Raw genomic sequence first — 23,302 nt, 5'->3', positions numbered from 1 at the left:
CCACCCGCCGGGGTGGGCGCCGTTTTGCCCCGGCGCCGACCGCGGCTGAGTGACGTCATGCGGTTACACGCTGGCTCAGCGCGAGGCCGCCGCACGCAGTCGTACGTCCGCGCGACGCTCGGCGGCGGCGTCGCCCTCCGCCTTCGCGCGCTCGAGTTCACGCTCGACGCGCTGGACGTCGATCTCGTCCGACAACTCGGCGATCTCGGCCAGCAGCGACAGCTTGTTGTCCGCGAACGAGATGAAACCGCCGTGCACCGCGGCGACGACCGTCCCACCGTCACTCGTGCGGATCGTCACCGGGCCCGACTCCAGCACACCGAGCAGCGGCTGGTGACCGGGCATGACGCCGATGTCGCCGGACGTGGTGCGCGCGACGACCAGGGTGGCCTCGCCGGACCAGACCTCTCGGTCGGCCGCGACCAGCGCGACGTGCAGCTCAGCAGCCAAGGTGGCTCCTCGGGTCACCACCCGGCGGATTCTGCCGGGTGTTGGTTACAAGTCTAATGGGCGTGCGTGAGGGGGCGGGACGCGCCCGCCCCCTCAGACGTGAGCCGCGGGGCTCACTGCGAACTCAGGGAGTTCAGGAGACGCCCAGCTCCTTGGCGTTGGCCTTCAGGTCGTCGATGCCACCGCAGAGGAAGAACGCCTGCTCCGGGAAGTGGTCGTAGTCGCCGTCGATGATCGCGTTGAACGCGGTGATCGACTCGTCCAGCGGCACGTCCGACCCGTCGACGCCGGTGAACTGCTTGGCGACGTGGGTGTTCTGGGACAGGAAGCGCTCCACACGACGGGCGCGGTGGACGGTGAGCTTGTCCTCCTCGCCCAGCTCGTCGATGCCGAGGATGGCGATGATGTCCTGAAGGTCCTTGTACTTCTGCAGGACCGTCTTGACGCGCATCGCGGTGTTGTAGTGGTCCGCCGCGATGTAGCGGGGGTCCAGGATCCGGGACGTGGAGTCCAGCGGGTCCACGGCCGGGTAGATGCCCTTCTCCGAGATCGGACGGGAGAGCACCGTCGTCGCGTCGAGGTGGGCGAAGGTGGTGGCCGGGGCCGGGTCGGTCAGGTCGTCCGCGGGGACGTAGATCGCCTGCATCGAGGTGATCGAGTGACCACGGGTCGAGGTGATGCGCTCCTGGAGGAGACCCATCTCGTCGGCCAGGTTCGGCTGGTAGCCCACCGCGGAGGGCATACGGCCCAGCAGGGTCGAGACCTCGGAGCCGGCCTGCGTGAAGCGGAAGATGTTGTCGATGAAGAACAGCACGTCCTGCTTCTGCACATCGCGGAAGTACTCCGCCATGGTCAGACCGGCCAGGGCCACGCGCAGACGGGTGCCCGGGGGCTCGTCCATCTGACCGAAGACCAGCGCGGTCTTGTCGATGACGCCCGAGTCGGCCATCTCCTCGATGAGGTCGTTGCCCTCACGGGTGCGCTCGCCGACACCGGCGAACACGGAGACACCGTCGTGGTTGTTGGCGACGCGGTAGATCATCTCCTGGATGAGCACCGTCTTGCCGACGCCGGCGCCGCCGAACAGGCCGATCTTTCCACCCTTGACGTACGGGGTGAGAAGGTCGATGACCTTGACGCCGGTCTCGAACATCTCGGTCTTCGACTCGAGCTCGTCGAAGTTGGGGGCCTTGCGGTGGATGGACCAGCGCTCGCCCTCGTAGCTCTCGTCGACGTTCAGCACCTCACCGAGGGTGTTGAACACCTTGCCCTTGGTGAAGTCGCCGACCGGGACGGTGATGCCCGTGCCGGTGTCGGTGACCGGGGCCTGGCGGACCAGACCGTCGGTGGGCTGCATCGAGATCGTGCGGACCAGGCCGTCACCCAGGTGCTGGGCGACCTCCAGGGTCAGCGTCTTCTTCGCGCCGTCCTGGGCCGGGTCGGCCACCTCGACGTGAAGGGCGTTGTAGATCTCCGGCATGGCGTCGACGGGGAATTCCACGTCGACGACCGGGCCGATGACCCGGGCGACGCGGCCCGTGGCAACGGCCGTCTCAACTGTCGTCGTCATTACCTGTCACTCCCCGCGGTCGCGTCGGCCAGGGCTGCGGAGCCACCGACGATCTCGCTGATTTCCTGGGTGATTTCGGCCTGGCGGGCCGCGTTGGCAAGCCGGGAGAGCGTCTCGATGAGCTCGCCCGCGTTGTCGGTCGCCGACTTCATCGCGCGCCGCGTGGCGGCGTGCTTCGAGGCTGCCGACTGGAGGAGAGCGTTGTAGACGCGGCTCTCCACGTAGCGCGGCAGCAGGGCGTCGAGGACGTCCTCCGCCGAGGGCTCGAAGTCGTACAGCGGAAGGATCTCGCCCTTCGGCGCCCCCGCGGCGGCAGCCGCTGATGTCTCGGTCTTCGCGACCTCGTCGAGGCTGAGCGGCAGCAGACGGTCGTCGAGCGCCGTCTGCGTCATCATCGAGACGAACTCGGTGAAGACGATGTGGAGTTCGTCCACGCCGCCGTCCGCCGTGTCCTTCTCGATGGCCTCGATCAGCGGACCCGCGACCTTCTTGGCGTCCGCGTACGTCGGCTCGTCCGTGAAGCCCGACCACGACTCCGCGACCTTGCGCTCACGGAAGTTGTAGTGCGCGAGACCACGCCGGCCGACGATGTACGTGTCGACCTGCTTGCCCTCGGCCTCGAGGCGTGCCGTCAGCTGCTCCGCGGCCTTGATGGCGTTGGAGTTGAAGGCGCCGGCGAGACCGCGGTCGCTCGTGAGGAGCAGCACCGCGGACCGCACGACCGTCTCGGCCTGCGTGGTCAGCGGGTGCTTCGTGTTCGAGCCGGTGCCGACCGCCGTGACCGCGCGGGTGAGCTCGGTCGCGTACGGCGTGGAGGCCGCCACCTTGCGCTGCGCCTTGACGACGCGCGAGGCGGCGATCATCTCCATCGCCTTGGTGATCTTCTTGGTCGCGGTGACGGATCGGATGCGACGCTTGTAGACCCGGAGCTGGGCTCCCATGAGTCAGGTCCCTTCCTTACGTCACTTGGCCGCGGCCGGGGCGTCCTCGCCGAGAAGCTTGCCGTCCGAGGTCTCGAACTGCTTCTTGAACTCGGCGATGGCGTCGGCAACAGCGGTGAGGGTGTCGTCCGACATCTTCGCGCCCTCCTTGATGGAGGTCATGAGGCCCTGCTCCTTGCGGTGCAGGTAGTCCAGCAGCTCCTTCTCGAAGCGGCGGACGTCGGAGACCGGGACGTCGTCCATCTTGCCGGTGGTGCCGGCCCACACGGAGACGACCTGGTCCTCGGTCGGCATCGGCTGGTACTGCGGCTGCTTCAGCAGCTCGACCAGGCGCTGACCGCGCTCCAGCTGCGACTTCGACGCCGCGTCCAGGTCGGAGCCGAAGGCGGCGAACGCCTCCAGCTCGCGGTACTGGGCGAGGTCGAGGCGGAGCCGGCCGGACACCTGGCGCATGGCCTTGTGCTGGGCGGAGCCGCCGACGCGGGAGACCGAGATGCCGACGTTCAGGGCCGGACGCTGACCGGCGTTGAACAGGTCGGACTCCAGGAAGCACTGGCCGTCGGTGATGGAGATGACGTTGGTCGGGATGAACGCCGAGACGTCGTTGGCCTTCGTCTCGACGATCGGCAGACCCGTCATGGAGCCGGCGCCCAGGTCGTCGGAGAGCTTCGCGCAGCGCTCCAGCAGACGGGAGTGCAGGTAGAAGACGTCACCCGGGTAGGCCTCGCGGCCCGGCGGGCGGCGCAGCAGCAGGGACACGGCGCGGTAGGCGTCGGCCTGCTTCGAGAGGTCGTCGAAGATGATGAGGACGTGCTTGCCCTCGTACATCCACTGCTGGCCGATGGCCGAACCGGTGTACGGCGCAAGGTACTTGAAGCCGGCCGGGTCGGACGCCGGGGCGGCGACGATGGTCGTGTACTCCAGCGCGCCGGCCTCTTCGAGGGCGCCACGCACGGAGGCGATGGTCGAGCCCTTCTGGCCGATGGCGACGTAGACGCAGCGGACCTGCTTCTTCACGTCACCGGAGCGCCAGTTGTCGCGCTGGTTGATGATCGTGTCGACGGCCAGGGCGGTCTTGCCGGTCTGACGGTCACCGATGATCAGCTGACGCTGGCCACGGCCGATCGGGGTCATCGCGTCGACGGCCTTGTAGCCGGTCTCCATCGGCTCGTGCACCGACTTACGGGCCATGACGCCGGGAGCCTGCAGCTCCAGGGCACGGCGACCGGACGTCTCGATCTCGCCGAGGCCGTCGATCGGGTTGCCGAGCGGGTCGACGACACGGCCGAGGTAGCCCTCGCCGACGGCGACGGACAGGACCTCTCCCGTGCGCGTGACCGGCTGGCCCTCTTCGACGCCGCTGAACTCGCCGAGGATGACGGTACCGATCTCGCGCTCTTCGAGGTTGAGCGCAAGACCGAGGGTGCCGTCCTCGAACTTCAGCAGTTCGTTGGCCATGGCCGAGGGGAGGCCCTCGACCTTCGCGATGCCGTCGCCGGCAAGGGTGACCGTACCGACCTCCTCGCGCGAGGCCGCGTCCGGCTTGTACGACTGGACAAAGTTCTCCAGCGCGTCCCGGATCTCCTCCGGCCGGATCGTGAGCTCCGCCATCTGGGTTCCCTGCTCTCCTTGTTGGGCCCGAAGTTTCACTTTGGGGGGATGGGGACTCCCCCCTGAAAGAGGTGAATCCTCTGCACGGCCCAACCAGGGCCGCCATCAGTTCGTACTGCGGTCTTGAGTTGCTGCTAGCTCGCCATGCGGCGGGCGGCGTCCTCGATGCGGTCCGCGAGGGAGCCGTTGATCACCTCGTCGCCGACCTGCACCCGGATCCCGCCGAGGACCGCGGGGTCCACGTCGAGGTTGAGGTGCATCGGGCGGCCGTAGAGCTTGGCGAGGGCGGCGCCGAGGCGCTGCTTCTGCGGGTCGCTCAGCGGTACCGCCGAGGTGACGACGGCGACCATGCGGTCCCGGCGCTCTGCGGCGAGCTTGGACAGGGCTTCGAGGCCCGCTTCCAGGCTACGTCCACGGGGCGCGGTCACGAGGCGCGTCACCAGTCGCTCGGTGGCCGCGTCGGCCCGGCTGCCGAGCAGGCTGCCCAGCAGCTCGCTCTTGGCCGAGACGGTGGCCTTCCGGTTGGTCAGTGCGGCGCGCAGCTCGGTGTTCGAGGAGACGATCCGCCCGAAGCGGAACAGCTCGTCCTCGACGTCGTCGAGCGTGCCGGCCTTCTGCGCGGCCGTGAGGTCGGCGATGGACGCCAGCTCCTCCAGCACGTCCACCAGGTCGCGGGACTGCGACCAGCGGGAACGCACCAGGCCGGACACCAGGTCGGCGGCGGGGCCGCTGATCCGGGAGCCGAGCAGACGCTGGACCAGCTCGGCCTTCGCCTCGCCGGCCTGCGCCGGGTCGGTGAGGACCCGACGCAGTGAGACCTCGCGGTCGAGCAGCGCGGTGACGGTCGCCAGCTCGCCGGCGAGCTGTGCGGCGTCCACGGACGTGGAGTCCGTGAGCGCGTCGAGACGCTCACGGGCTGCTGCGAATGCCTCGCGGCTCGCTCCGTGTGCGGTCATCGAGACGCCTCGGCCTTCTCCTCGAGCTCGTCGAGGAAGCGGTCGATGACGCGGCTCTGGCGGGCGTGGTCCTCGAGGGACTCCCCGACGAGCTTGCCGGCCAGTTCGGTGGCGAGCTTGCCGACGTCCTGGCGCAGCGCGGACGCGGCGGCCTTGCGGTCCGCCTCGATCTGGCTGTGCCCGGCGGCGACGATCTCCTCGCGCTGACGCTGGCCTTCCGCGCGCATCTCGGTGATGAGCGTGGCGCCCTGCTCCTGCGCCTCCTGGCGCAGCCGCGCGGCCTCGTGGCGGGCCTCGGCGAGCTGGGCCTTGTACTGCTCCAGAACGCTCTGGGCCTCGGTCTGTGCGGCCTCGGCCTTCTCGATACCGCCCTCGATGGCCTCACGCCGCTGCTCCAGAACCTTGTTGATGTTCGGGAGGAGCTTCTTGGCGAGGAAGCCGAAGACGATGACGAAGGCGAGCAGGCCGATGACGAGCTCAGGGATCGGCGGAACGAGGGGGTTTTCCATCTCCTCGGCCGCCACGATGAGCATCTGGCTCATGTGTATGCCTTTCGTCTGGTCGGCTGGTCCGGGATCGGCGATCAGTAGCCGTAGACGAACGGCATGACCAGACCGATCAGGGCCAGCGCCTCACAGAACGCGAAGCCCAGGATCTGGTTGGCGCGGATCAGGCCGGCCGCTTCGGGCTGGCGGGCGAGCGCCTGCGTGCCGTTACCGAAGATGATGCCGACGCCGACGCCGGGGCCGATCGCGGCGAGGCCGTAACCGATGGAGCCGAGGGAGCCTTCGACAGCAGCAAGGGTCTGGGACATGCCAGTTCTTCCTTTTCTTTACGGACCGGTGGGGGTTGGCCACCGGACGACTCGGGGGAGGGGGGTGCTCAGTGGTGCTCGGCGAGCGCGCCCTGGATGTAGGTGCAGGTCAGCAGGACGAACACGTACGCCTGCAGGGCCTGGATGAAGAGCTCGAAGGCGGTCATCACGACGGTCATCACGAACGAGACACCCGCGTAGGCGATTCCGATGCCGTTCAGCAGGTACCAGCTGGCGATCGTGAAGAGCAGCAGCAGCGTGTGACCGGCGAACATGTTCGCGAAGAGTCGCACGGCGTGCGTGAACGGGCGGATGAGGATGTTCGAGAAGAACTCGATCAGCATCGCCAGCGGGAGCACCGGGCCGAGCGACTTGTCGTAGCCCGTCACGTTCTTGAAGAAGCCTACGAAGCCGTGCCTCTTGAAGGTCAGCGAGACCCACAGGACATAGACGATCAGTGCCAGCACCAAGGGGTACGAGATGATCGACGTGACCGGGAACTGTGCGATCGGCACGATCGACCAGAGGTTCATCATCCAGACGAAGAAGAAGAGCGAGACGATGAGCGGTACGTACTTCTCGCCCTCCTTCTTGCCGATGGTCTCGTAGACGACTCCGCGCCGGATGAAGTCGTAGCCGGCCTCGGCGACCATCTGCAGCTTGCCCGGGACGACCTGAGGCTTACGGAACGCGGCCCAGAAAAAGCCGACGATAATGATCGAGCCGAGCAGCGCCAGCAGCATCGTCTTGTTGAAGTACACGTTGCTGTCCCCGTCGCCCCAGATGGGCTCGAACAGGAACGAGTGCAGGCCGGGAGAGGGGAAGCCACAGCCGTCGAAAATGTGGCAATCGGTCTCGAAGGCGAGCACCTGCGTCGGGTCAGCACTCACCGCGGGCTCCTTCAGCGTGGCGCATAGGTACGGCAACCTCGTTGTGTCGGCGCGGCGCACGGCCGCGGTTCGGCACGGGACTGGTGGTTCGGATGTGGGGGCGGCTTGGGGGCATCGTGCCTCGCGATTGAGCAGGCGTCAGCTCGGATGCCCGCGCCCGCGATGCCGCAGTTGGCACCGGACGATAGCAGGAGATCCCAGACGTCTTTATCCCGGCCCTACCCCTCACGACGAGTGCCCCGATTTGGCGGGCGTCTCGCCCTTCGAGGACGCCGTCGGCGAGGACGGTTCGGGTTCGACGTAGAGGATCTTGGACTTCATGTGGGCCCGCGTCTGGGCACCGATCCAGGCCAGCGTGCCGGCGAGCAGCGTGACCGCGAAGGCCCGGGGGTTGAACAGCGTCGTCTCCTTGAAAGCGGCCAGGAAGACGAACAGCAGCAGGATCTGCGTCGTGTACAGCAGCAGGCCCATGCCTTGGAACAAGTGCGGAAGCGACCTGGCGGTGCGCTGCAGGACGTAGAGGCCGAGCCCCATGAAAGCAATCACCACGACCGTCGCGACACCGGCTCCGATGGCTCCTTTACCGTCCGCGACCACGCCGCTGACGACGGTGGCGATCGCACCGACGGCAACAGTGGGAACGGCGGCCTGGGCCAGGATCCGGACGTCATTGGACGGCATGGCGGCAACTCCGCTTTCAAAGGGGGCAGGTGTCGTCATGGACGAGCGTAGTCCCGGTTCGAGGGGCGAAAGAACTGACGCCTGCCTCGCTCCGAAGAGCCCGCGCACTGGGGCTCTTTGGTTCTGTTCGGGGTTCTCGTGAACCGTATCACAAACTATTTGATGAGGTCTTTACCTGGATGGTGTGCGTACTCTCACACATGAGAGTGACAGTGCGCGTCTGTGCAGAAACCGGGGTGGCTTGTCTGGTAATGGGGGCTTTGCCCACCCCGCGCTCTCCCACGACTTGGCAATGCTCTCGTCAGATTCTTACCTTGGAGCTGCGCCGCCCGCCGATCGCAGTGGCCCCGTTGACCCCCGTCACCCCGACCGTGACAGGCGTCTGACGCTCCTCCTCCGCGCGGGCCGGGACGGGCTCCGCATCCGCCTCGGACGACTCGACGCAGGCCGCCGCGGGCAGCTGCCTGCGAGCGGCCGCGGAGCTCCGCCGGCGCCGGTAGCGCGGCGGGACGAACGCCTCGGCCCACCGCGGGGTGCGCGGCGTGAAGCGCGGCAGCAGAAGCAGCACCAGCCCGATCGCGCTGAGGAACACGACGCCGAGGACGATCCACATGGAAGCCGAGTTGACCGAGTAGGCGAGCGCGCCGAAGGCGATCAGCGCCGACCAGAAGTACATGATCAGCACCGCGCGGCTGTGCGAGTGGCCGATCTCCAGGAGCCGGTGGTGCAGATGCCCCCGGTCCGCGGCGAACGGCGACTGACCGCGCCAGGTGCGGCGCACGATCGCCAGGATGAGGTCGGCGGCCGGGATCGCGATGATGGTCAGCGGCATCACCAGCGGGATGTAGACCGGCACCATCTGGTGGACGGCGGCGCGTTCCGAGCCGGAGAACAGCTTCATCACATCGGGGTCGACCTGACCCGTGACGGAGATCGCGCCCGCGGCCAGCACCAGCCCGATCAGCATCGAGCCCGAGTCGCCCATGAAGATCCGGGCGGGGTGCATGTTGTGCGGCAGGAAGCCCAGGCACATGCCCATCAGGATCGCCGCGAACAGCGTCGCCGGGGCGGCCGCCTCGATGCCGTACGAGTACCAGATGCGGTACGCGTACATGAAGAACGCGGCGGCGGCGATGCACACCATGCCGGCGGCGAGGCCGTCGAGCCCGTCCACGAAGTTGACGGCGTTGATCGTGATGACGACCAGCGCCACCGTCAGCAGCGTGCCCTGCCACTGCGTCAGGGCGACCGTGCCCACCAGCGGCACCGGCAGCCACAGGATCGTCAGACCCTGCATGACCATCACGCCCGCGGCGATCATCTGGCCGCCCAGCTTGATCAGGGCGTCGATCTCGAACTTGTCGTCCAGAACGCCGATCAGCCAGATCAGGGCGGCTCCGGACAACAGGGCGCGCGGCTCGTTCGACTTCTCGAAGACCTCGTTGAGGTTGGTCAGATGGTCGGCGACCAGCAGGCCGGCGCACAGACCGAAGAACATGGCGATACCGCCGAGCCGCGGAGTGGGTTCCCGGTGCACGTCACGGGCCCTGATCTCCGGCATCGCTCCGGCCACGATCGCGAACTTGCGTACCGGCCCTGTCAGCAGATACGTCACCGCGGCCGTGATGCAGAGCGTCAGCAGGTATTCACGCACGGGCTTCCCCACATGTCTCGCCGGCCATCTCAGTCCCACACCCTAGCGATCGACTACGTCACGGCGCATATGTGTGAGGACTTCCGGGTAGTGACGATGGTTTCACGTGAGCCTGTGCACCGTGGCGTACCGGGGTGTGCAGCGGGGGCGCACAGAGCGCGTCTACCCCGGTTCAGGCCGGATAGGGCGGGAACGCGCGGGTCAGTTCGCGCACGTCCTCGCGGGCCGTCCTGGCGTCGGTCTCCTCCCGCAGCACCCCGGCCAGCAGCGCCGCGATCCGCGTCATCTCCGCCTCCCCCATGCCCTGCGTGGTCACCGCCGCCGCGCCCAGGCGCAGGCCGCGGGCGTTGCCGTGCGGCAGGGCGCAGCAGTCCAGGACGATCCCGGCGGCCGCCAGCAGCCCCCGCGCGGCACGCCCGTCGACCCCTAGGGGCGCGGTGTCGGCGGTGAGGAGATGCGTGTCCGTGCCGCCGGTCGTCACGACCAAACCCTCCCGTTGCAGCGCGGCCGCGAGAGCCCTCGCATTGGCGACCACCTGATGGGCGTACGCGGCGAACGCCGGCGTCGACGCCTCCCCGAACGCCACCGCCTTCGCCGCGACGGTGTGCATCTGCGCGCCGCCCTGCGTGAACGGGAAGACCGCCCGGTCCACGCGCTCGGCGAGATCCCTGCCGCAGAGGATCATCCCGCCGCGCGGCCCGCGCAGCACCTTGTGGGTCGTGGCGCAGACGATGTCGGCGTACGGCACCGGCGAGGGCGCCGCTCCCCCGGCGACCAGGCCGATGGGATGGGCGGCGTCGGCGATCAGGAACGCGCCGGCCTCGTCGGCGACCTCGCGGAAGAAGGCGTAGTCGAGGTGCCGGGGATAGGCGATGGACCCGCACACGATCGCCTTGGGCCGGTGCGCCCGGGCCAGCGAGCGCACCTGCTCGTGGTCGACGAGCCCGGTCTGCGCGTCCACCCCGTAGGGGACGAAGTCGAACCAGCGTCCGGAGAAGTTCGCCGGCGAGCCGTGGGTGAGATGGCCGCCGTGGGGCAGGCCGAGGGCCAGCACGGTGTCGCCGGGCCGCAGCAGGGCGGCGTAGGCGGCCAGCACCGCCGAGGAGCCCGAGTGCGCCTGGACGTTGGCGTGCTCGGCGCCGAACAGCGCCTTGGCACGGTCCACGGCGATGCGTTCGGCGACGTCGACGATCTCGCAGCCGCCATGGTGGCGGGCGCCCGGATAGCCTTCCGCGTACTTGTTGGCGAGCGGCGAGCCGAGGGCGGCGAGCACGGCGGGCGAGGTGAAGTTCTCGGCGGCGATCAGCTGCAGCGTCGACGCCTGCCGCTCCCGTTCCCCGAGGACGACCCCGGCCAGCTCGGGGTCCTGGCGGCGCAGGACATCGGTCTCGGGGGCATGGGTGACCGACATGGTGCGCTCCGGGCGTCGACGGTGACGTACGTCCAATGTAGGCCCGCACCGCCCGCCGCGCCCCGCGCGCGCACGGTCAGGCTCGCGTCGGCACCCCGGTCAGGGCCGTCACCACCGGGTCCAGGGCCTGGTGTATCTCGTCGCCGATGGAGCGGAAGAACGGCAGGGGCGCCCCGTACGGGTCGTAGACCTCGTCGGCCTCCAGGGTCGGGGCCAGGAGCCACCCGCGTAGCGCCGCCGCCGCGCGGACCAGCGCCCGTGCGCGCATCACCACGCCCTCGTCCAGCGGCGGGAGCGTGGCCGGGTCTATGGCGTTCACCAGGCGGGTGAACTCCTTCAGGGTGAAGGTGCGCAGCCCCGCCGAGTGGCCCATGGAGATGACCTGGGCCCGGTGGTCGCGGGTGGCCGTCAGGACCAGGTCGGCCATGATGACGTGCTCGTCGAGGAGCTCGCGCCCGGTGAACCCGGTCGCGTCCGCGCCGAACTCGGACAGCACGGTCTCCGCGTTGGCCTCCATCGGCGCGCCCTCGTGGCCCCAGGTGCCCGCGCTCTCCACGATCAGCCCGCCGCCCAGCAGGCCGAGCCGCTGCGACACGAAATGCCGGGTCAGCCGCTCGGTGATCGGCGAGCGGCAGACGTTGCCGGTGCTGACGTGGAGGATGCGGAAGGTGTCGCGCGGATATCCGAACGTCGTCGTCTGCTCCGCGGCACGTTCCCCGTTGCCTATGCCACGCCCCGCGTCAGGGGCTGTCAATTCGCCACCTCGAGGTCGGGTACGACCTTGCGCAGCTCTTCCGCGGAGATCGCGCCCGCCCGCAGGAGCCGCGGCGTCTCACGGCTGACGTCGACGATCGAGGACGGCACGTTGCCGGGGGTCGGACCGCCGTCGAGGTAGACGGAGACGGAGTCGCCGAGCATCTCCTGGGCGTAGTCGCAGTTCTCCGGCGCCGGGTGGCCGGTGAGGTTGGCGGAGGACACCGCCATCGGGCCGACCTCCGTGAGCAGCTCGATGGCGACCGGGTGCAGCGGCATCCGCACCGCGACCGTGCCCCGGGTGTCGCCGAGGTCCCACTGCAGAGACGGCTGGTGCTTGGCGACGAGCGTCAGCGCGCCCGGCCAGAACGCGTCGACGAGCTCCCAGGCCAGCTCGGAGAAGTCCGTGACGAGGCCGTGCAGCGTGTTCGGGGAGCCGATGAGGACGGGGGTGGGCATGTTGCGGCCCCGGCCCTTGGCGTCCAGCAGGTCGGCGACGGCCTCCGAGGAGAACGCGTCGGCGCCGATCCCGTACACCGTGTCGGTCGGGAGGACCACGAGCTCGCCACGGCGGACGGCGGACGCGGCCTCGCGCAGACCGGTGACCCGGTCGGTCGCGTCGTTGGTGTCGTATCGCCGAGCCATCTAGCGAGCCTCCTCGTACACGGAATACACGAAGTACACGAATGCGGACGCGTACACGTCCTGCTGCGGGTCGAGAGTGCGGGGGGCGCTCACGGCATCGCCCTGCGGGCGGTGGCGAAGCGCGGACGGTTGTTGAGGTCGGGGTGGTCGGCCGCGTCGGCCCAGCCCCGCTCCTCGGTGAAGATCCACGGCACCTGGCCGCCCTGGGTGTCGGCGTGCTCGATGACGACGACGCCGCCCGGACGCAGCAGCCGGTGCGCGGTGCGCTCGATGCCGCGGATCAGGTCGAGCCCGTCCTCACCGGAGAACAGGGCCAGCTCGGGGTCGTAGTCACGGGCCTCCGGGGCGACGTACTCCCACTCGGTGAGCGGGATGTACGGCGGGTTGGAGACGACGAGGTCGACCTGCCCGTCGAGGTCGCGGAACGCGTCCAGCGCGTCGCCCTGCCGCAGGTCGACCCTGGAGCCCTCCATGTTCTTGCGGGTCCACGCCAGGGCGTCCTCGGACAGCTCGACGGCGTGCACCCGCGAACGCGGGACCTCCTGCGCGAGGGCGAGCGCGATGGCGCCGCTGCCGGTGCACAGGTCGACGATCCTGGGCTCGACGACGTCCATGGCGCGTACGGCGTCTATGGCCCATCCGACGACCGACTCCGTCTCGGGACGCGGCACGAAGACCCCGGGGCCGACCTGGAGCTCCAGGTACCTGAAGAAGGCCCGGCCGGTGATGTGCTGGAGCGGCTCGCGCTGCTCGCGCCGGGCGATGGTCTCCCAGTACCGGGCGTCGAAGTCGGGGTCCTTCACGGAATGGAGCTCACCGCGCTTCACACCGTGCACGAAGGCGGCGAGCTCCTCCGCGTCGTTGCGCGGCGAGGGCACGCCGGCGTCGGCCAGCCGCTGGGTGGCCTGAGCTACCTCAGCGAGCAGCAGACTGCGAGGGCTCGGGGGGCGTCCCCCAAATGATTGCTGCACGCAAGTCCTCCGTGTCGTCCTCGTCGTGCGTCCGTCCTACAACGCCTACGCGGCCGCGAGCTTGGCGGCCGAGTCCGCGTCGACGCAGGCCTGGATCACCGCGTCCAGGTCGCCGTCCAGGACCTGGTCCAGGTTGTACGCCTTGAAGCCGACGCGGTGGTCCGAGAGGCGGTTCTCCGGGAAGTTGTACGTGCGGATCTTCTCGGAGCGGTCGACGGTGCGGACCTGACTGCGGCGGGCGTCGGCGGCTTCCCGCTCCGCCTCCTCCTGCGCCGCCGCCAGCAGCCTGGAGCGCAGGATACGCATCGCCTGCTCCTTGTTCTGCAGCTGGCTCTTCTCGTTCTGGCAGGAGGCGACGACTCCGGTGGGCACGTGCGTGATGCGCACGGCGGAGTCGGTGGTGTTGACGGACTGGCCGCCGGGGCCGGAGGACCGGTACACGTCGATGCGCAGGTCGTTCGCGTTGATCTCGACGTCGACCTCCTCGGCCTCGGGCGTCACCAGGACGCCGGCGGCGGAGGTGTGGATCCGGCCCTGTGACTCCGTCGCGGGCACCCGCTGCACGCGGTGCACTCCGCCCTCGTACTTCAGTCGCGCCCAGACGCCCTGACCGGGTTCCGTCGCGCCCTGCCCGCCCTTGGTCTTCACCGCGACCTGGACGTCCTTGTAGCCGCCGAGCTCGGACTCGGTCGCGTCGATGATCTCGGTCTTCCAGCCCACGCGCTCGGCGTAGCGCAGGTACATCCGCAGCAGGTCGCCCGCGAACAGGGCCGACTCGTCGCCGCCCGCGCCCGCCTTGATCTCGAGGATGACGTCCTTGTCGTCGGACGGGTCCCGGGGCACGAGCAGCAGCCGCAGCTTCTCGGTCAGCTCCTCGCGCTGCTTCTCCAGCTCCTTGACCTCGGCGGCGAAGTCCGGGTCGGAGGCGGCGAACTCGCGCGCGGTCTCGACGTCGTCGCCGGTCTGCTTCCAGGAGCGGTACGTGCCGACGATGGGGGTGAGCTCGGCGTAGCGCTTGTTCAGCTTGCGCGCGTTGGCCTGGTCGGCGTGGACCGACGGGTCGGCGAGCTTCTTCTCCAGGTCGGCGTGCTCTCCGAGCAACTCCTCGACGGCCTCGAACATGGTGGGCTCCTGAATGACGTACGTGGGGGAAGGGCGGGCGACCAAAAACGCCGGTCCCGGCGTGTCCCGGGCGGGGACACTGCCGTGGACCGGCGAAGAGGGGCTCGCTACTTCTTGGAGCCGGCGGCGGCCTTGCCGAAGCGGGCCTCGAAGCGGGCCACACGGCCACCGGTGTCGAGGATCTTCTGCTTGCCCGTGTAGAACGGGTGGCACTCGGAGCAGACGTCGGCGCGGATGGCACCGCTTCCGATCGTGCTGCGGGTGGTGAACGACGCGCCACAGGTGCAGCTGACCTGCGTCTCGACGTACTCGGGGTGGATGTCGCGCTTCAAGGTGTCTCCTAGTTTCGGGAGGGCGCCGGGTCGCTGCCGCGGGATGCGGCAGACGTGAACCGGAGCCGACGTACCAGTCTGCCAGCACTGGCCGTATCCCCCAAAACCGGGGGGCGGGGCGATCTATTCCCCGGGGGTCCACGGCGCCCGGGGCGGGCGGACCCGCGCCGCTACGGCGAGGTCACGACCCCGGCCGCCTCGCCGCTGGCGTTGCCCTCGGTGGCGGCCTTCGGGACGGGCCGGTCGTTCTTCAGGGCCGTCCACACCTGCTCGGCCTTCGTCTCGGAGACCAGGACGCGGTTGAGGTTGGACGGGTCGTACCGGACCGGCATCGTCACCATGGTCATGTCGTCGGCGCCGATGCCCTTGAGGCCGCCCGCGAAGGACATCAGGGAGTTCAGCGACCCGAGGTGGGAGTCGGTGGTGACGGCCTTGGTGGCGGTGTCGGCGAGGTCGTACAGCTTGGCGCCGCCGGAGAGCAGACCGATGTGCTTGACCTGCTCGACCAGGGCCTTGAGGAAGGCCTGCTGGAGCTGGATGCGGCCGAGGTCGGAGCCGTCGCCCACGCCGTGCCGGGTGCGGACCAGGCCGAGCGCCTGGCCGCCGGTGAGCGTGTGGGCGCCCGCGCCGAGCCGCAGATGGCTCTCGGGGTCGTCGATCGCCTTGGTGGTGGTGACCTGGACGCCGCCGAGTTCGTCCACGAGCTTCTCGAATCCGGCGAAGTCGACTTCCAGGTAGTGGTCCATGCGGATGCCGCTCATCGCCTCGACCGTCTTGACCGCGCAGGCCGCGCCGCCCGTCGAGTACGCCGAGTTGAACATCACGTCGGACGCGGCGGGGTGCGCGCCGCCCTTGGCGTCCGTGCAGGCGGGCCGGTCGATGAGGGTGTCGCGCGGTATGGAGACCACGCCGGCCCTCTTGTGGCCTTCGTAGACGTGCACGACCATCGCGGTGTCGGAACGGGCGCTGCCGTCGTCCGCGCCGCCGCCGAGCTTCTTGTTCGCGCCGGAGCGGCTGTCCGAGCCCAGGACGAGGATGTTCTCCGAGCCGTTGTCGACCTTGGCGGGCCGCGACGTGCCCAGCGCATGGTCGATGTCGACGCTCTTGATGTTGCCGTTGAGCGTGAAGTACAGGTATCCCGCTCCGGTGCCGCCCAGCACGAGGACGCCCGCGGCGCTCCACGCGGCGATCAGCAGGCCTTTGCGTCGGTCGCCGCGCTGCCTGCGGTGGCGCGGACCGCGCCGACCGTCATGGCCGCGCCGACCGCCCGGACCGCTGCGGTCGGCTGCCCCGTTCGTCGTGCCGGCCTCACCCGGTGTGCCGGGCTCCGGCGTGCTCTCGGCAGACATGTGCTCCTCTGTTCTCGTGGAACCTCACCATCGTCGCCCCGTCAGGGCAGACGGGATAACTCGGGACAGGGTTGCACGACGCTCTGTGCACGAAACGGGGCGCACCGAGCACGGAACGTGATCGCAGGTGAGGGCCGAGTACGGCTCCCACCTGCGATTTCGCGAGGCTTCAGCCGAAGATGTCGTACTGCTTGAACGTCGTCCCGAGTGACACCCTTGTGGCAAAGATCGCACTCGTGGGCTTTCCGGTGCCCTTGTACAGATAGAGCGTTCCGGCGGGCGTGCGGGCCAGCAGGTCGGCGATGCCGTCCCCGCTGACGTCGCCGACGGCTGCGACGGCGTTGTACGTCGCGGTGCTCCAGGCGGCGACCTTGACGCGGGCCGCGAAGGCGGAGGCGGCGGCGCCGTTGCCCCGGTACAGGTAGACCGCGCCGGTGCTCTTGTTGCGGGCGATCAGGTCCGCCCTGCCGTCGGCGGTGAAGTCGCCGTGTCCGCGCAGGACGTCGTACTGGTTCCAGCCCGTGCCGTTCTTGACGCGCGCCGCGAAGGAGCCGGCGCCGTTGCCCGGGTAGACCCACAGGACGCCTGCCGAGTCGACGGACACCAGGTCGGGAAGCCAGTCGCCCGTGACGTCGCCGGGGGCGACGATCTGGGTGCGGGTCTTCCAGTTGTCCGCGATCAGCTTGGTCGCCCAGGTGCCGCTGGAGGGCACGTAGTGCTTCCAGAAGACGTCGCCGTCGGAGGCGCGCCGCAGGACGAGGTCCTGGACGCCGTCGCGGTCCAGGTCGGTCTGCAGGACGAGGTTGAAGCCGCTCCAGGTGCCCCAGGACTCCCGGGAGCCCAGCGAGGCGCCCTTGGAGTCCATCTCGTACCCGGTCTTGGTGGACGCGGTGCGCGCCCACAGGTCGGCCAGGTGGTCGCCGCTGAGGTTGGCGTCGTCGACGCGCGGGTAGGCGCTGCCGACGTACGCGGAGACCTTGCTGAAGACGCTGTACGCGCCGCTCTCGACGCAGTTGGTGACGCCCCAGGAGACGACGCCCACGATCCTGTCCTGACCTGCGGCGTTGCGCACGATCAGCGGCCCGCCGGAGTCGCCGTTGCAGGCGGAGACAGTGCCCGCGTCGACGCCGGTGGCGGGCGTGCCCGCGCACACCATGTGGCCCTTGCGGTAGTCGGCGCCGTAGTAGTCCGAGCAGGCGGCGTCCGACTTCATCGGCAGCACGGCCGTCTTCAGCGTCTCGGAGAGGTCGTCCGTGGCGGAGGTGGTCCGGCCCCAGCCGTACAGCGTGGCCTTCGTGCCGGACGCGTACGAGGCGGTGTCCGTGCTCGTCGTCATCTTGATCGGCGTGGCCCTGACCGGCGTCTCCAGGGTCAGCACGGCGATGTCGTTGTCGATGGTCGTGGCGCTGTAGGACGGGTGGTTCCACTGCCGGCGGACGTAGGCGCCGGTCCCGCCGTGCAGGCTGCCGTCGTCGGACATCAGCTGGGTGCTGCCGGTGACGACATAGCCGTGGGCCTGCCAGTTGTAGCCCTTGACGCAGTGCGCGGCGGTGAGGATCTTCGTCGGCGAGACGACCGAGCCGCCGCAGAAGAAGCCGACGTCGTCGGAGGTGGTGCTGGTGCCCCGGTCGTCGCCGTACCAGAGCTGGGCCATCCACGGGGCCCGGGCCACGGTCGTCGTCGTACCGCCGATGATCTTCGGGTCGACCCTGGTGGCGCCGACGCTCGTGCGCCCGCTGAGGGAGGCCTTCGCGGCCTGTCCCGGCGTCTCGTCGCCGTTGACCGCGACGTCGATCAGCTTCCGCAGCTCCTTGGCCGACTTCGTCGCGGCCGTGGCGGGCGCCGGAGCCGTCTCGGCGGCGTGCGCGGACGACAGGAACAGGGCGCCGGCGACGGCCGCCGCCAGACCTGCCGCGGCGACGGGCAGGGCGATCCGTATCCGGCGTCTGTGCCGGCCGCCGCCCCCGGACATGGGTATACCCACGCGAGTCCCCCCTCAGGGATCAGGATGGTGGAAGAGCGAGATCGTATCCCGCCCGTGAAACGCGGATCAGGGCCGCCCCGGCGTGCGGGGACGGCCCTGATCCGATGTCGGGGCTACGACGTCAGTCGTTGTTGTTGCCCGGCGACGGCGTCGTCTTCTGGATCTGCATCAGGAACTCGCCGTTCGACTTCGTCTGCTTCATCTTGTCCAGGAGCAGCTCGATCGCCTGCTGCTGGTCGAGCGCGTGCAGCACTCGGCGCAGCTTCCAGGTGACCGCGAGCTCGTCGTTGCCGAGCAGGATCTCTTCCTTGCGGGTGCCGGACGCGTCCACGTCCACCGCCGGGAAGATGCGCTTGTCGGCGAGCTTGCGGTCGAGCTTGAGCTCGGCGTTGCCGGTGCCCTTGAACTCCTCGAAGATCACCTCGTCCATGCGGGACCCGGTGTCGACCAGCGCGGTGGCGAGGATGGTCAGCGAGCCGCCGTCCTCGATGTTGCGGGCCGCACCGAAGAAGCGCTTCGGCGGGTACAGGGCCGTCGAGTCGACGCCGCCGGACAGGATGCGGCCGGAGGCCGGGGCGGCGAGGTTGTACGCACGGCCCAGACGCGTGATCGAGTCGAGCAGCACGACGACGTCGTGGCCCAGTTCCACCAGACGCTTGGCCCGCTCGATGGCGAGCTCGGCGACCGTGGTGTGGTCCTCGGCCGGACGGTCGAAGGTCGAGGAGATGACCTCGCCCTTGACCGACCGCTGCATGTCGGTGACCTCTTCGGGACGCTCGTCGACCAGGACGACCATCAGGTGGCACTCGGGGTTGTTGTGCGTGATCGCGTTGGCGATCGCCTGCATGATCATGGTCTTGCCGGTCTTCGGCGGGGCCACGATCAGACCGCGCTGGCCCTTGCCGATCGGCGCGACGAGGTCGATGATGCGCGTGGTCAGGACGCCCGGGTCGGTCTCCAGACGGAGCCGGTCCTGCGGGTACAGCGGCGTCAGCTTGTTGAACTCGGGGCGTCCGCGCCCGGATTCGGGAGCCATGCCGTTCTGCGAGTCCAGGCGGACGAGCGCGTTGAACTTCTCGCGGCGCTCCCCGTCCTTCGGCTGACGGACGGCGCCGGTGACGTGGTCGCCCTTGCGCAGACCGTTCTTGCGGACCTGGGCGAGCGAGACGTACACGTCGTTCGGGCCCGGCAGGTAGCCGGAGGTCCGGATGAACGCGTAGTTGTCGAGGATGTCCAGGATGCCCGCGACGGGGATCAGCACGTCGTCGTCGGCGAGCTGCGGCTCGGGGGCGCCGATCTCGTCGCGCCCGCGGCGGCCCCGGCGGTCGCGGTAGCGGCCGCGACGGCCACGCCGGCCGTCGCCGAACTCGTCGTCGTCCTGCGGGCCGTTGTCGCGCTGCTGGCCCTGACGGCCGCCGCCCTGCTGCTGGCCCTGCTGGCCGCCGCGCTGCTGCTGGCCGCCCTGCTGGTCGTCGCTCTTGCGACGGTCGCCGCGCTCGCCGCGGTCACCGCGCTCGCCACGGTCGCGGCCGCGCTCACGGCGGTCGCGGCGACGGCCCTCGCCGCCGTCGGCGTCGCTCTTGGCGTCACCGTGCGGCTGGGCCTGGGCCTGCGCGTCGGCCTGGGCCGGCGCGGGCGTCTCGGCCTTCGGCGCGCTCTTGGCCTCTGCGGCGACCGTCTCCGGGCTGCCCGCGTCGGCGGTGGCACGACGGCGACGGCGCTCGGTGGGCGCGTCGGCTCCCCCGCTCTCGGCTTCGCTCGAGCGGGCGGTGCCCCCAGCCGGCTGGCCGGGAATCTCGATCTGCTGCTGGGCCACGGCCTTCTCGGCGGCCTCGGCCGGGGCGGCGTCCGCCTTCCTGTCGGCGGCCTCTCCCGTGCGGGCCTTGGAGGCGGCGCGGCGCTTGGGCTTGGCCTCGGCGGCCGGGTCCTCGGCCTTGGCCGGGGCGCCGCCGCCTCCCGCCTGCGCCTCCTTGATGACCTCGATCAGCTGGCTCTTGCGCATCCGCGCGGTGCCCTTGATGCCGAGGCCGGATGCGACCTGCTGCAGCTCGGCCAGCACCATGCCCTCGAGGCCGGTACCGCGGCGTCGCCGGGAGCCTGCACCGGTGGCAGGCGCGGAGGCGTCCGTGGCGGGCGCGGCAGCGGTCTCCTCGACACGTGCGCCCATCAGATCGGTGGTGTCGCTCACGAAGGGTCCTTCCCTGGAGCGGACGTCGGCCTGTCTGGCTCGGCGACCGTTTGTGCTGTCCGACTTCGGTCCTTGCTGAGGCGAAGCCGGGGCGGTGGTCCGCCTCATGCGGCGGAAGAGAATTTGCTGGTGATGGCGCTTCCCCGACGAGTCGTGACACCCAGTGTCACGTGGCGTGGTCAAGCACCGATTCCGGAGCTCCCCCAGAGGGGGTACCCCCACTTGCGGACCGTTCAGCGTCGTTGCACGGCGTACTGCCCAGGTACGACGTACGGAACGCAGTGCGGCTTGGGGAGCTCCCGGAAGAATGTCTGTCCCGAAGCGGGACACGAAGCACCTCGCCGTGGTGGGGTCGGGTGCAGACTTGAGGTTAACACTACCGGATCCAACAAACATTCCCCCTCTCGAAATCCGGCAACCGAGCGCTTTTAAATGTCGCCGGAGGGCGCAAGAGGCAGCACGCACGCCCCTTGCAGGTCCATGGCCAGGCGATTCGCGGCCCAGTCCGCGCCGGCCGAGGACTCGATCTTGTCGGCGGTGTCCGCGTCGGCCAGCGCCATCACGGTCGGTCCGGCGCCGGAGATGACGGCCGGGATCCCGTCGGCACGCAGCCGCTCCACCAGCGCGGCGCTCTCCGGCATCGCCGGCGCGCGGTACTCCTGGTGCAGACGGTCCTCGGTGGCGGGCAGCAGGAGCTCGGGACGCCGGGTGAGGGCTTCGACGAGCAGTGCGGCCCGGCCGGCGTTGGCCGCCGCGTCGACGTGCGGGACGGAGCGCGGGAGCAGGCCCCGCGCGGTCTCGGTGAGGACCGGCTTCCCGGGCACGAAAACCACCGGAACGATGGAATCGGCGGGCTCCGTCCTGATCGCACGCGCCGCGCCGGCCTCCATCCAGGACAGGGTGAAACCGCCGAGCAGACAGGCCGCCACGTTGTCCGGGTGGCCCTCGATCTCGGTCGCGAGCTCGAGCAGCGCGGCGTCGTCGAGCCTGCTCTCGCCGCCTATGGTCACCGCGCGCGCGGCGACGATGCCCGCGCAGATGGCGGCGGAGGAGGAGCCGAGGCCCCGGCCGTGCGGGATGCGGTTGGCGCAGACGATCTCCAGTCCGCGCGGCTGGCCGCCGAGGACGTCGAAGGCGGTGCGCAGGGAACGGACGAGCAGGTGCGTCTCGTCACGCGGCAGCGTCTCGCTGCCCTCGCCCGCGATGTCGATGTGCAGCCCGGAGTCGGCCACCCGGACGACGACGTCGTCGTAGAGCCCCAGCGCGAGGCCGAAGGCGTCGAAACCCGGGCCGAGGTTGGCGCTGGTGGCGGGAACGCGCACGCGCACGGGGGCGGCACGGAAGGCGGGACCGGCCATCTTGCGATGACTCTCCTTGAGCTGCGGGGCTGTCGAATGAGATGCGCTACGTACTGGGGGACCCTGCCGCCGCTACGGCGACGCGGCACCGCGGCATATGCGGCGGGCGGGTTCGGTACAGCCTATCGAAGGAAGGTTCTGCGGCGACATAGGGCGCACAGGAGGCGCACGATGCGTGTCGTAAGCCCCCTGTGCACCCCTGATGGGGAAGTCCCGTCGGGGTCTCTCGACGACTCGCCGTCAGCCCGCCGCCGGACCGTCGTCAGGCGGCTGTCGGACTGCCTTCAGGCTGCTGCCGGGCCGCTGCCATGACGCCGCCGGGTCGTGCCGGGGTCTTCGCCGAGGTCTCGGCCCGCATACCGCCCGGTGGGTGTTCCTGGCGGAAGCGGTGTCGCCGGCGTTTCCAGTCGTCCTGGTGTTCCCGGTGTTACCCGTGTTGCCGACCGTTTCCCGTGTTCCCGGCGTTTCCCCTGTTCCCGGTGTTTCCGGGCGGGTGGGCCGCCGTGCCTCCGTCGGCCGGCGGGCGCCCGTGGGCCGCCCGCCGGTCGGTGGAGGAGTCGGTTACGCGAGTCCGAGGCGTTCGGCCGCCGTGACCGCGTCGACCGGGACGGTGACGGGCTGCGGGGCGCCGGCCACGGCCCAGTCGGGGTCCTTGAGGCCGTTGCCGGTGACGGTGCAGACGATGCGCTGGCCGGGGTCGACCAGACCCTGCTCGGCGGCCTTCAGCAGACCGGCCACCGAAGCGGCGGACGCGGGCTCCACGAAGACGCCCTCCTGAGCCGCCAACAGCCGGTAGGCACGCAGGATCTCACGGTCCGTCACCTCGTCGATGCGGCCGCCGGACTCCTCCTGCGCCGCCAGCGCGTACTTCCAGGAGGCGGGGTTGCCGATACGGATCGCGGTGGCGACGGTCGACGGGTCCTTGACGATCTCGCCGCGCACGATCGGAGCGCTGCCGGAGGCCTGGTAGCCCCACATGCGCGGCGTCTGGGCGGCGATCTTGTCGGCGGCGTACTCCTGGTACCCCTTCCAGTACGCGGTGATGTTGCCCGCGTTGCCGACCGGCAGGACGTGGATGTCGGGGGCGTCGCCGAGCATGTCGACGATCTCGAAGGCGGCCGTCTTCTGCCCCTCGATGCGCACCGGGTTCACCGAATTGACCAGCGCCACCGGGTAGTTGTCGCTCAGCGAGCGCGCGAGGGTGAGGCAGTCGTCGAAGTTGCCGTCGACCTGGAGGATCTTCGCGCCGTGGACGAGGGCCTGCCCCATCTTGCCGAGCGCGATCTTGCCGCGCGGCACGAGCACGGCCGAGACCATGCCCGCGCGGACGGCGTAGGCGGCCGCGGAGGCAGAGGTGTTGCCCGTTGAGGCACAGATGACTGCCTGCGCGCCCTCCTCCTTGGCCCGCGTGATCGCCATCGTCATGCCGCGGTCCTTGAAGGACCCCGTCGGGTTGGCGCCCTCCACCTTGAGGTGGACCTCGCAGCCCGTGCGCTCGGAGAGCACCTGCGCGGGCACGAGCGGCGTGCCGCCCTCGCGGAGCGTCACGACCGGCGTGCTGTCGGATACCGGCAGCCGGTCCCGGTACTCCTCGATGATTCCGCGCCACTGGTGGGTCATTG

At 69.9% G+C, this 23,302-nt stretch carries 21 protein-coding genes; all 21 read right to left on the bottom strand.

Going from position 1 to position 23,302, the window contains the following annotated elements; translation table 11 throughout:
* Nucleotides 1-75 precede the first annotated feature (75 nt).
* Entirely contained in the window at nt 76-450 is a 375-nt protein-coding gene (locus tag ABT300_RS11740) for a F0F1 ATP synthase subunit epsilon (protein WP_057584029.1), read from the bottom strand.
* A 133-nt stretch (nt 451-583) separates the two neighbouring features.
* Nucleotides 584-2,020 (bottom strand): F0F1 ATP synthase subunit beta, encoded by a 1,437-nt coding sequence (gene atpD, locus ABT300_RS11735; RefSeq protein WP_351674170.1) that lies wholly within the window; start codon nt 2,018-2,020, stop codon nt 584-586.
* Nucleotides 2,020-2,961, bottom strand: a complete 942-nt coding sequence (locus ABT300_RS11730; RefSeq protein WP_351674168.1) for a F0F1 ATP synthase subunit gamma — start codon at nt 2,959-2,961, stop codon at nt 2,020-2,022. Before ABT300_RS11730 ends, atpD begins: the two co-directional genes overlap by 1 nt.
* A gap of 21 nt (nt 2,962-2,982) precedes the next feature.
* Nucleotides 2,983-4,572, bottom strand: a complete 1,590-nt coding sequence (atpA, locus tag ABT300_RS11725) for a F0F1 ATP synthase subunit alpha (RefSeq protein ID WP_351674166.1) — start codon at nt 4,570-4,572, stop codon at nt 2,983-2,985.
* A 134-nt stretch (nt 4,573-4,706) separates the two neighbouring features.
* On the bottom strand, nt 4,707-5,528 hold the full coding sequence (locus ABT300_RS11720) for a F0F1 ATP synthase subunit delta (RefSeq protein ID WP_306949250.1): 822 nt from the start codon (nt 5,526-5,528) through the stop codon (nt 4,707-4,709).
* Nucleotides 5,525-6,070 (bottom strand): F0F1 ATP synthase subunit B, encoded by a 546-nt coding sequence (locus tag ABT300_RS11715; protein ID WP_329413641.1) that lies wholly within the window; start codon nt 6,068-6,070, stop codon nt 5,525-5,527. Before ABT300_RS11715 ends, ABT300_RS11720 begins: the two co-directional genes overlap by 4 nt.
* 41 nt (nt 6,071-6,111) lie before the next feature.
* Entirely contained in the window at nt 6,112-6,342 is a 231-nt protein-coding gene (atpE, locus tag ABT300_RS11710) for an ATP synthase F0 subunit C (protein WP_009321656.1), read from the bottom strand.
* A 68-nt stretch (nt 6,343-6,410) separates the two neighbouring features.
* The gene (gene atpB / locus ABT300_RS11705) at nt 6,411-7,232 is read right to left on the bottom strand and encodes a F0F1 ATP synthase subunit A (RefSeq protein ID WP_319171262.1); all 822 of its coding nucleotides are present in this window, start codon (nt 7,230-7,232) and stop codon (nt 6,411-6,413) included.
* A 225-nt stretch (nt 7,233-7,457) separates the two neighbouring features.
* Nucleotides 7,458-7,913, bottom strand: a complete 456-nt coding sequence (locus ABT300_RS11700) for a Cg1360 family ATP-synthase-associated protein (RefSeq protein ID WP_351674176.1) — start codon at nt 7,911-7,913, stop codon at nt 7,458-7,460.
* Between the two features lie 301 nt (nt 7,914-8,214).
* Nucleotides 8,215-9,567 carry an MraY family glycosyltransferase gene (locus ABT300_RS11695; protein ID WP_351674162.1) on the bottom strand — a complete coding sequence of 451 codons (1,353 nt, stop codon included), beginning with the start codon at nt 9,565-9,567 and terminating at the stop codon, nt 8,215-8,217.
* Between the two features lie 172 nt (nt 9,568-9,739).
* Complete coding sequence (gene glyA, locus ABT300_RS11690) at nt 9,740-10,978, bottom strand: serine hydroxymethyltransferase (protein ID WP_351674160.1); 1,239 nt, start codon at nt 10,976-10,978, stop codon at nt 9,740-9,742.
* A gap of 76 nt (nt 10,979-11,054) precedes the next feature.
* Nucleotides 11,055-11,732, bottom strand: a complete 678-nt coding sequence (locus tag ABT300_RS11685; protein WP_351674158.1) for an arsenate reductase/protein-tyrosine-phosphatase family protein — start codon at nt 11,730-11,732, stop codon at nt 11,055-11,057.
* Nucleotides 11,729-12,376, bottom strand: a complete 648-nt coding sequence (locus ABT300_RS11680; protein ID WP_351674156.1) for an L-threonylcarbamoyladenylate synthase — start codon at nt 12,374-12,376, stop codon at nt 11,729-11,731. The genes ABT300_RS11685 and ABT300_RS11680 overlap by 4 nt, the downstream gene beginning before the upstream one ends.
* Before the next feature lie 89 nt (nt 12,377-12,465).
* Complete coding sequence (prmC, locus tag ABT300_RS11675) at nt 12,466-13,305, bottom strand: peptide chain release factor N(5)-glutamine methyltransferase (protein WP_351674175.1); 840 nt, start codon at nt 13,303-13,305, stop codon at nt 12,466-12,468.
* An 87-nt stretch (nt 13,306-13,392) separates the two neighbouring features.
* A complete protein-coding gene (prfA, locus tag ABT300_RS11670; protein ID WP_057584061.1) occupies nt 13,393-14,469 on the bottom strand; it encodes a peptide chain release factor 1 in 1,077 nt (358 codons plus the stop codon).
* Nucleotides 14,470-14,576: 107 nt separating this feature from the next.
* Nucleotides 14,577-14,801 (bottom strand): 50S ribosomal protein L31, encoded by a 225-nt coding sequence (rpmE, locus tag ABT300_RS11665; RefSeq protein ID WP_055632551.1) that lies wholly within the window; start codon nt 14,799-14,801, stop codon nt 14,577-14,579.
* Nucleotides 14,802-14,971: 170 nt separating this feature from the next.
* Nucleotides 14,972-16,150, bottom strand: a complete 1,179-nt coding sequence (locus ABT300_RS11660; protein WP_351674153.1) for an LCP family protein — start codon at nt 16,148-16,150, stop codon at nt 14,972-14,974.
* A 169-nt stretch (nt 16,151-16,319) separates the two neighbouring features.
* Complete coding sequence (locus ABT300_RS11655) at nt 16,320-18,122, bottom strand: trypsin-like serine protease (protein WP_351674173.1); 1,803 nt, start codon at nt 18,120-18,122, stop codon at nt 16,320-16,322.
* Nucleotides 18,123-18,255: 133 nt separating this feature from the next.
* Nucleotides 18,256-20,322, bottom strand: coding sequence for a transcription termination factor Rho (gene rho / locus ABT300_RS11650; RefSeq protein WP_351674151.1), 2,067 nt, complete (start codon nt 20,320-20,322; stop codon nt 18,256-18,258).
* Nucleotides 20,323-20,750: 428 nt separating this feature from the next.
* Nucleotides 20,751-21,680: a homoserine kinase gene (thrB, locus tag ABT300_RS11645; RefSeq protein WP_351674149.1), complete on the bottom strand. Its 930-nt coding sequence runs from the start codon at nt 21,678-21,680 to the stop codon at nt 20,751-20,753.
* A gap of 561 nt (nt 21,681-22,241) precedes the next feature.
* On the bottom strand, nt 22,242-23,300 hold the full coding sequence (thrC, locus tag ABT300_RS11640; RefSeq protein WP_351674147.1) for a threonine synthase: 1,059 nt from the start codon (nt 23,298-23,300) through the stop codon (nt 22,242-22,244).
* Nucleotides 23,301-23,302 lie beyond the last annotated feature (2 nt).

Origin of the sequence: Streptomyces sp. NPDC001027 (assembly GCF_040299045.1) — a bacterium.
Lineage (GTDB): Bacteria > Actinomycetota > Actinomycetes > Streptomycetales > Streptomycetaceae > Streptomyces.
The sequence above is the reverse complement of the archived record's forward strand: the minus strand, read 5'-3'. Positions and strand labels throughout refer to the sequence as shown.

Bases quoted from the DNA above. Each gene is read 5' to 3' on its own strand.
- atpD (WP_351674170.1), bottom strand. From the start codon at position 2,020: ATGACGACGACAGTTGAGACGGCCGTTGCCACGGGCCGCGTCGCCCGG.
- ABT300_RS11730 (WP_351674168.1), bottom strand. From the start codon at position 2,961: ATGGGAGCCCAGCTCCGGGTCTACAAGCGTCGCATCCGATCCGTCACC.
- atpA (WP_351674166.1), bottom strand. From the start codon at position 4,572: ATGGCGGAGCTCACGATCCGGCCGGAGGAGATCCGGGACGCGCTGGAG.
- ABT300_RS11720 (WP_306949250.1), bottom strand. From the start codon at position 5,528: ATGACCGCACACGGAGCGAGCCGCGAGGCATTCGCAGCAGCCCGTGAG.
- ABT300_RS11715 (WP_329413641.1), bottom strand. From the start codon at position 6,070: ATGAGCCAGATGCTCATCGTGGCGGCCGAGGAGATGGAAAACCCCCTC.
- atpE (WP_009321656.1), bottom strand. From the start codon at position 6,342: ATGTCCCAGACCCTTGCTGCTGTCGAAGGCTCCCTCGGCTCCATCGGT.
- ABT300_RS11700 (WP_351674176.1), bottom strand. From the start codon at position 7,913: ATGCCGTCCAATGACGTCCGGATCCTGGCCCAGGCCGCCGTTCCCACT.
- glyA (WP_351674160.1), bottom strand. From the start codon at position 10,978: ATGTCGGTCACCCATGCCCCCGAGACCGATGTCCTGCGCCGCCAGGAC.
- ABT300_RS11680 (WP_351674156.1), bottom strand. From the start codon at position 12,376: ATGGCTCGGCGATACGACACCAACGACGCGACCGACCGGGTCACCGGT.
- prfA (WP_057584061.1), bottom strand. From the start codon at position 14,469: ATGTTCGAGGCCGTCGAGGAGTTGCTCGGAGAGCACGCCGACCTGGAG.
- ABT300_RS11660 (WP_351674153.1), bottom strand. From the start codon at position 16,150: ATGTCTGCCGAGAGCACGCCGGAGCCCGGCACACCGGGTGAGGCCGGC.
- ABT300_RS11655 (WP_351674173.1), bottom strand. From the start codon at position 18,122: ATGTCCGGGGGCGGCGGCCGGCACAGACGCCGGATACGGATCGCCCTG.
- thrB (WP_351674149.1), bottom strand. From the start codon at position 21,680: ATGGCCGGTCCCGCCTTCCGTGCCGCCCCCGTGCGCGTGCGCGTTCCC.
- thrC (WP_351674147.1), bottom strand. From the start codon at position 23,300: ATGACCCACCAGTGGCGCGGAATCATCGAGGAGTACCGGGACCGGCTG.